The organism is Amycolatopsis thailandensis (assembly GCF_042723255.1).
Taxonomy (GTDB): domain Bacteria; phylum Actinomycetota; class Actinomycetes; order Mycobacteriales; family Pseudonocardiaceae; genus Amycolatopsis; species Amycolatopsis thailandensis.
The window spans coordinates 19,977-27,652 of record NZ_JBHXJK010000003.1; the positions used below are offsets into that span (position 1 = coordinate 19,977).

Annotated in this window: 5 protein-coding genes; all 5 read left to right on the forward strand. The window is 68.2% G+C overall.

Annotated features, from left to right (window positions below):
* The first annotated feature begins 137 nt into the window (after window positions 1–137).
* Genes ACFWMR_RS01650 through ACFWMR_RS01670 form a run of 5 tightly spaced genes read left to right on the forward strand, consistent with a single transcriptional unit; the run spans window position 138 to window position 7,400 of the window.
* Window positions 138–1,208 carry an ABC transporter substrate-binding protein gene (locus tag ACFWMR_RS01650; RefSeq protein WP_378275888.1) on the forward strand — a complete coding sequence of 357 codons (1,071 nt, stop codon included), beginning with the start codon at window positions 138–140 and terminating at the stop codon, window positions 1,206–1,208.
* Between the two features lie 2 nt (window positions 1,209–1,210).
* Entirely contained in the window at window positions 1,211–2,683 is a 1,473-nt protein-coding gene (locus ACFWMR_RS01655) for a sugar ABC transporter ATP-binding protein (RefSeq protein ID WP_378376116.1), read from the forward strand.
* A gap of 38 nt (window positions 2,684–2,721) precedes the next feature.
* Complete coding sequence (locus ACFWMR_RS01660) at window positions 2,722–3,678, forward strand: ABC transporter permease (protein WP_378376118.1); 957 nt, start codon at window positions 2,722–2,724, stop codon at window positions 3,676–3,678.
* Window positions 3,675–4,667, forward strand: coding sequence for an ABC transporter permease (locus ACFWMR_RS01665; RefSeq protein WP_378376120.1), 993 nt, complete (start codon window positions 3,675–3,677; stop codon window positions 4,665–4,667). The genes ACFWMR_RS01660 and ACFWMR_RS01665 overlap by 4 nt, the downstream gene beginning before the upstream one ends.
* A 9-nt stretch (window positions 4,668–4,676) precedes the next feature.
* The gene (locus ACFWMR_RS01670; RefSeq protein WP_378376122.1) at window positions 4,677–7,400 is read left to right on the forward strand and encodes an AbfB domain-containing protein; all 2,724 of its coding nucleotides are present in this window, start codon (window positions 4,677–4,679) and stop codon (window positions 7,398–7,400) included.
* The last annotated feature ends 276 nt before the right edge of the window (window positions 7,401–7,676 follow it).

Sequence of the window (7,676 nt, forward strand, 5' to 3'; positions counted from 1 at the left end):
GCACAGATCCGGCACAGCCTAGCCGCGCGAACGGCGGATTTACAACGTTGTACCAACGATGTAAATCTGGCATCGTCCCTATGAGTGACATGGGTCACCGCAGATCCGTGTGCTCGACTTTCCCCGAGGAGCGATCGATGTCCCTGCCCATCCGCCGCACCCTGCTCCTGGTGACCGGCCTCGCGCTCGCGCTGACGGCCTGCACCAGCCGTGAGACCCAGCAATCCGCCCCGTCCGGGGCGGGACCGGCCGCTTCGGCGGCGCCGAGCCAGGCCGCCGCCGGACCGGGATGCGCCCGCGAGAAGACCGGCTACCCGCAGGTGGACGTGAAGAACGCGGTCGTCGGTTTCTCCCAGTCGGAGAAGGAGGCGAACCCGTTCCGGATCGCGGAGACGCAGTCCATCAAGGACGAGGCCGCGAAACTCGGCATCCCGGCGGACAAACTCCTGGTCACCAACGCGCAGAGCGATCTCAACAAGCAGGTCAGCGACATCAAGTCGTTGCTGGACCGGGGCGCGCAGCTGCTCATCGTCGCGCCGCTGAACTCCGACGGCCTGCAGCCCGCCCTCGACGCGGCGAAGGCCAAGAAGGTCCCGGTCGTCACGATCGACCGCAAGGTGACTTCGCAGCCGTGCTCGGACTACTTGACCTTCATCGGCTCGAACTTCGTCGAGCAGGGCAAGCGCGCGGCGCAGGAGATGGTGAAGGCGACCGGCGGCACCGGCAAGGTCGCGATCCTGCTCGGCGCGTCCGGCAACAACGTGACCACCGACCGCACCAAGGGTTTCAAGGACGAGATCGCCGCCGCGGCGGGCATCCAGATCGTCGCCGAGCAGACCGGTGAGTTCGACCGCTCCAAGGGGCAGGCGGTCATGGAGCAGCTGATCCAGAGCAACCCCGAGATCACCGCCGTCTACGCCGAGAACGACGAGATGGGCATCGGCGCGGTCACCGCGCTCAAGGCCGCGGGCAAGACGCCGGGCAAGGACGTCAAGGTCGTCTCGATCGACGGCACCCGCAACGCCGTCCAGCTCATCGCCGACGGCAGCTACAACGCGGTCATCGAATCCAACCCGCGCTTCGGCCCGCTGGCCTTCTCCACCTTGGCGGACTTCGCCGCCGGCAAGGAGATCCCGGCGACCGTGGTCATCTCCGACGACCAGTACGACTCGGCGAACGCGGCCCAGAAGCTCGGGAACGCGTACTGACGATGGAACCGGTTCTCGAGGTCGAAGGCGTGACGAAGACGTTCGCCGGGGTGCGCGCGCTCGACGACGTGTCGTTCGCGCTGCGGCCGGGCGAGGTGCACGCGCTGGTGGGCGAGAACGGCGCCGGCAAGTCGACGCTGATCAAGGTGCTCACCGGCGTGCACAAGCCGGATTCCGGCACGATCCACGCGCGGGGCGCGATCTCCACGATCTACCAGGAGGTCAACCTCATCCCGCTGATGAGCGTGGCGAGCAACGTGTATCTCGGCCGCGAGCCGAGGAAGAGGTTCGGTCTGGTCGACTGGGCGCGGATGAACTCCGACGCGGCGGCCCTGCTGGCGGACTACGGCATCGAAGCCGACGTCCGCCGTCCACTCGGGACACTCGGCGTCGGTGCCCAGCAGATGGTCGCGCTCGCCCGCGCGGTGTCGGTCGACGCCGACGTCGTGATCATGGACGAGCCGACGTCCTCGCTGGAACCGCGTGAGGTCGAGACGCTGTTCGAGGTCATCGGCAGGCTGCACGAACGCGGGATCGCGATCGTGTACGTCAGCCACCGGATGGACGAGCTGTACCGGATCTGCGAACGGGTGACGGTGCTGCGGGACGGCAAGCGGGTCCACACCGGACCGCTCGCCGACCTGCCGCGCCTGGAACTGGTGTCGATGATGCTCGGCCGCAGCGTCGGCGACATCCGCTCGCACGGCGCGACGGCCTTCGAAGGCGACCACGAGGCGGGCCGGGAACCGGTGCTGCGCGCGGAGAACCTCACCAGCGGCAACCGGCTGGCCGGGGTCTCGGTGGACATCAGGCCAGGCGAGATCGTCGGGCTGGCCGGGCTGCTCGGCTCCGGCCGGACCGAGACCGCGCGGGCGATCGTCGGCGACCTGCCGCTCTCCGGCGGCACGGTGCTCGTCGGCGGAAGGCAAGTGCCGCAGGGGAATGTGGCCGCCGCGATGCGCGCGGGCGTCAGCATGCTCGCCGAAGACCGCAAGACCGAGGGGATCATCCCGCATCTTTCGGTGCGGGAGAACATCGTGCTCGCCGCGTTGCCGAAGCTGTCCCGCTTCGGCCTGGTCAGCCGCGCCCGGCAGGACCGGATCGTCGACACGTTCGTGAAACGCCTGCGGATCAAGGTGTCCAGTCCCGATCAGAAGGTCGCCGAACTGTCCGGCGGCAATCAGCAGAAGGTGCTGCTGGCCCGCTGGCTGTGCACCGAACCGACGGTGCTGCTGCTCGACGAGCCGACCCGGGGCATCGACGTCGGCGCGAAGGCGGAGGTACAGGCGCTGATCGACGAACTCGCCAAGGACGGACTCGCCGTCTTGCTCATCTCGTCCGAGATGGAGGAACTCCTCGACGGCGCCGACAGGCTGGTCGTGCTCAAGGACGGCGCGGTGGTCGGCGAGCTGGCGGGTGACCGGCTGACCCAGGACCACGTGCTGGCCGCGATCGCCTCGGGCGGCGCGGAATGACCAGCACCCAGCCGAAAACGGAGGAACCGGGAACCACCATGACGGACACGGCGAAAACGGTGGACCGGACCAAGGTGGCGCGGTGGCTGCAGGAGTACGGCGTGTACGTCGCCGTCGTGGCGCTCGTGCTGTTCAACATCGCGTTCACCGCGAACTTCCTGACCGTCGGCAACTTCCGGACCCAGCTCATCCAGGCCGCGCCGGTACTGGTGGTCGCGCTCGGGATGGCGCTGGTGATCGGCACCGAGGGCGTCGACCTGTCGGTGGGCGCGGTGATGGCGCTGTCGGCGGCGATCATCCCGTTGTACCTCGGTGCCGGGACACTGCCCGCGGTCGCCATCGCGCTCGTCGCGGGGCTGGCCGCCGGGACGTTGAACGGCGTCCTCGTGGCCAGGATCGGGATCCAGCCGATCGTGGCGACCCTCGCGTTACTGGTCGGCGGGCGAGGGCTCGCGCTGGTGCTCGCCGACGGCCAGCTCGTCCAGCTGCACGATCCGGATTTCCTGGCGCTGGGCACCGGCGAGGTGCTCGGGATCCCGGTGAGCGTGCTGATCGCGGCCGTGCTGGCCGTGCTCATGGCGGGACTTGTCGGGAAGACGGCGTTCGGCAGGCGGCTGGTCGCGATCGGCGGCAACCGGCGGGCCAGTGTGCTCGCCGGTCTGCCGGTGAACCGCGTCCTCGTCGGGGTCTACGCCATCTGCGGTCTGCTCGCGGCCTTGGCCGGGGTGCTCTCCACCGCCCGGCTCGGCGCCGGCGACCCCGCGGACGCCGGATTGCTGATGGAACTGTCCGCGATCACCGCGGTGGTGGTCGGCGGCACCCCGCTGACCGGCGGGCGCGTCCGCATCCTCGGCACGGTGATGGGCGTCCTGCTCATGCAGCTCGTCCGCGCCACCCTCATCAAGCACAACCTGCCGGATTCGACCGCGCAGATGATCCAGGCCGCGATCATCGTCGGCGCGGTGTACGTCGCACGGGAACGGAGCAGCCGATGACCGCGGCGCCCACGATGGCCGCCCAGGACTCCACCCGGCGCGAGCTGATGACCGGGGTCCTGCAGAAACAAGGCGCGGCGATCGCGCTGGTGCTCATGGTCGCCGTCGCGTGGCTGCTGTTCCCGCGCTTCGGCAGCCTGGACAACCTGCGCGACATCGCCTTGCAGAGCTCGTTCCTCGCGATCATCGCGCTCGGGATGACGTTCGTGATCATCACCGGCGGGATCGACCTGTCGGTGGGTTCGGTCTACGCGCTCGGCGGCGTCCTCGCCGCGTACGGGTCGCAATGGGGCTTCCTTGTCGCGTTGCTGTTGCCGCTCGCCGTATGCGGGCTGATCGGGCTGATCAACGGGCTTCTCGTGGCGAAAACCGGGATGGCGCCGTTCATCGTCACGCTGGCGTCCCTGCTGTTCGCCCGCGGGCTGCTGCTCGCGATCACCAGTGAGGGCGCGACGACGTACAAGATCCCGGCGGGGGAGGCGTTCGTCGAACTCGGCCGGGGCACGCTCTTCGGGTTCGGCTATCCGGTGCTCATCGCCGCGGCGCTGTGCCTGATCGGCGGGCTCCTGCTGCGGCGGACCCGGTTCGGCCAGTCGGTGTTCGCGACCGGCGGCTCGGAACAGTCCGCGAAGCTGATGGGACTTCCGGTGGCGCGCACCAAGGTCACCGTCTACGTGATGAGCGGCGTCCTTTCCGGTCTCGCGGGCGCGCTCACCGCGGCCTACCTCCAATCCGGCGTCACGGTGATCGGGGTCGGCCTCGAACTGGACGCCATCTCCGTCGTCGTCATCGGCGGCACCCTGCTGACCGGCGGGATGGGCACGATTCTCGGAACGGTCATCGGGGTGGGCATCCGAACGGTGATCCAGAACGTCATCAACCAGATAGGAACTCTCGACAGCAACTACCAGTCGGTGGTCAGCGGCGCGTTCCTCTTGGTGGTCGTTGTGCTGCAACGGTCATTGGCCCGCACGACCGCCCGGAGATAGGGAGATCGCATGCACCGAAGAACCGCGCGCGCCCTGAGCGTCGTGGCCGGTCTGCTGGCCGCCGCGACGACGCTCGTCCCCATCGCCCAAGCCGCACCGGTCCCGCTGCCCACCCCGTGGACGGATCAGGTCTCGCCGTCGAACGCGCTGCCCGAGTACCCGCGCCCGCAACTGGTGCGCTCGGAATGGCTCAACCTCAACGGGACCTGGGGATTCACCGGTGCCCCGAACCTGAACTCGCCACCGATCGGCAGGCCGCTGAGCGAGAACGTCCTCGTGCCCTACCCGATCGAGTCGATGCTGTCGGGGGTCAAACGGCACGAGGACAACATGTTCTACCGCCGGACGTTCACCGTTCCGTCCACTTGGGACGGCCGGCGGGTGAAACTCAACTTCGGCGCCGTCACGTGGGAGACCAGGGTCTGGGTCAACGGGACGTCGATCGGGAGCCACACCGGCGGCTTCGACGCCTTCTCGTTCGACATCACCCCGGCGCTGAAGGCGGGGGAGAACGAGATCGTCGTCGGCGTCGCCTCACCGGTCGACGGCAGCCGCTACCCGGTCGGGAAGCAGCGCAGGACGCCCAGTGGCATCTTCTACACGGCGGCGTCCGGGATCTGGCAGACCGTGTGGCTGGAACCGGTCCGGGCGGAGCACATCACCCGGCTCGACACCACACCCGACGTCCCGGGCGGCGCGCTCGACCTCGTCGTCCAGGGCACGGCCGGGCAGCAGGCGACCGCCGAAGTGCTCTCAGGCGGCCAAGTAGTCGGCACCGCCACCGGCGTCGTCGGGTCTCACCTGCGGGTCCCGGTCCCGAACGCGCGGCTGTGGTCACCGGACGATCCTTTCCTCTACGACCTGCGGGTGCGGCTGCCGGGAGGCGACGTCGTCACCGGGTACTTCGGGATGCGGTCGCTGGGCAAGGCGATGGTCGGCGGCGTGATGAGGCCGCTGCTCAACGGCAAGTTCGTCTTCCAGATCGGCACGCTGGACCAGGGCTATTGGCCGGACGGCATCTACACCGCGCCGACCGACGCGGCGCTGCGGTTCGACCTCGAACGCCAGAAGGCCTTGGGCTTCAACATGGTCCGCAAGCACATCAAGGTCGAACCGGCGCGGTGGTTCTACCACGCCGACAAACTCGGGCTGATGGTCTGGCAGGACATGCCCGCGCTGGACGCCGTCGACGAGGTCCCGAACGGGCACGCGAACTACGAATCCGAACTGCGGCGGATGATCGAGCAGCACAAGGGCATCACCTCGATCGTGCAGTGGGTGCCGTTCAACGAAGGCTGGGGCGAGTACGACGCCGGCCGGATCGTCGATCTGGTCCGGTCGATCGACGACACCCGGCTGATCAACCACAACTCGGGCTCCAACTGCTGCGTGTCCGATCCGGATCCGGGCAACGGCGATGTGATCGACGACCACGCCTACCAGATCTCCACCGGCACCAGGCAACCCGACGCGAGACGGGTCGCGGTGCTGGGGGAGTACGGCGGCCTGGGCAGACGCGTCACCGGGCACGAATGGGAGCCGGGCAAGGGTTTCGCGTACGGCGCGCTGTACCCGGACGAGACGTCGCTGACGAACCGGTACGTCGAGATCACCAAGCAGGTCGGGAGGATGGTGCACGGCCGCGGGCTTTCCGCGTCGGTCTACACCGAGCCGTACGACGTCGAGAACGAGGTCAACGGCTTCTACACCTACGACCGTCGCGTGCTGAAGATGACCGAGGCGCGGGTGCGCGAGATCAACCAGAAGGTGCTCGCCATCGCCAAGGGCACCGAGGTGGGCCGGGGCGAGGCGATTTCGCTGCGGGTCACCACGGCCGGGTACACCGATCGCTACCTGAGGCACCAGGACGACTTCGTGCGCACCGATGTCCTCGGGGAAGGCAGCGCGGACGTCGCGAAGAAGGACGCGACCTTCTGGGTCCGGCAAGGACTCGCGGACGCGTCCTGCCTGTCGTTCGAGTCGCGGAACTACCCCGGGCAGTTCCTGCGGCACGCGTCGTCGAGGATCCGCAAGGACGCGAACGACGGCTCGGCCCTGTTCGCCGGGGACGCGACCTTCTGCGCGAGGGAAGGCGCGGGCGGAACGGCGCTGGAGTCCTTCAACCAGCGTGGCGCCTACCTTCGCCATTACGCCGAGACCGTCTATCTCGCGCGCAGCGGCGGGGCGAACCCTTGGGACACGCCGTCGAGCTTCGCGGAGGACACGACGTGGGCGGCTTCGGTCCCGCTCTGGCGCAGCGGCGCCGACCTGCCGCTGGACCAGGCGCGATCGTTCAAGGTGACCACGCCCGGCTTCACCGACCGTTTCCTGCGGCACCGTGACAGCCTCGCGCGGACGGACGTGGTGAACGCGTCGAGCGCGGCGCTGCTGAAGGCGGACGCGACGTTCGTCGTGCGGCGTGGTCTCGCGGATCCGTCGTGCTACTCGCTGGAGGCGCGCAACTATCCGGGCCAGTTCCTGCGGCACGCGGACTTCCGGGTGCGGCTGGGAGCGAACGACAACACCGACCTGTTCCGGAGGGACGCGACGTTCTGCGCCCAGCCGGGTGCCGGTGGGGTTCGGCTGGCGTCGGTCAACGAACTCGGCACGAACATGCGGCACTACGCCGAGGAGGTCTTCGTCGCCACCAGCGGCGGTGGCCACCCGTTCGACAACCCGGTCTCGTACGACCAGGACGTCACGTGGGCGGTCTCGGCGGCCTGGGCTCCGTAACCGGTCCTGTCCGTGAAGGCCCCCTTACCTACCCTGGCGGTCAGGGTCCCGGCAAAGTCGTCCACCCGCTGGCCAAGCGGGGGTGAAGAGGCTCGTCGCCGTGGCATGACACCTTGCCAACTGTCCATAGAGGACACTATCGGAGTATTTTTGCCCGATTCAGGCGTTTTGGGAGGGGGTCGTGGGGGGGAAAAAGATGTTTGCAACAATATTAAGCAATCCAAACAAACCACGAAAAACCCCAAAAAATGAAAAAAAGTTACAGAAGAGGGAATA

What these genes read in the sequence shown, in the direction of transcription:
- ACFWMR_RS01670 (WP_378376122.1), top strand. Translation starts at nt 4,677, where the DNA reads ATGCACCGAAGAACCGCGCGCGCCCTGAGCGTCGTGGCCGGTCTGCTG.
- ACFWMR_RS01655 (WP_378376116.1), top strand. Translation starts at nt 1,211, where the DNA reads ATGGAACCGGTTCTCGAGGTCGAAGGCGTGACGAAGACGTTCGCCGGG.
- ACFWMR_RS01665 (WP_378376120.1), top strand. Translation starts at nt 3,675, where the DNA reads ATGACCGCGGCGCCCACGATGGCCGCCCAGGACTCCACCCGGCGCGAG.
- ACFWMR_RS01660 (WP_378376118.1), top strand. Translation starts at nt 2,722, where the DNA reads ATGACGGACACGGCGAAAACGGTGGACCGGACCAAGGTGGCGCGGTGG.
- ACFWMR_RS01650 (WP_378275888.1), top strand. Translation starts at nt 138, where the DNA reads ATGTCCCTGCCCATCCGCCGCACCCTGCTCCTGGTGACCGGCCTCGCG.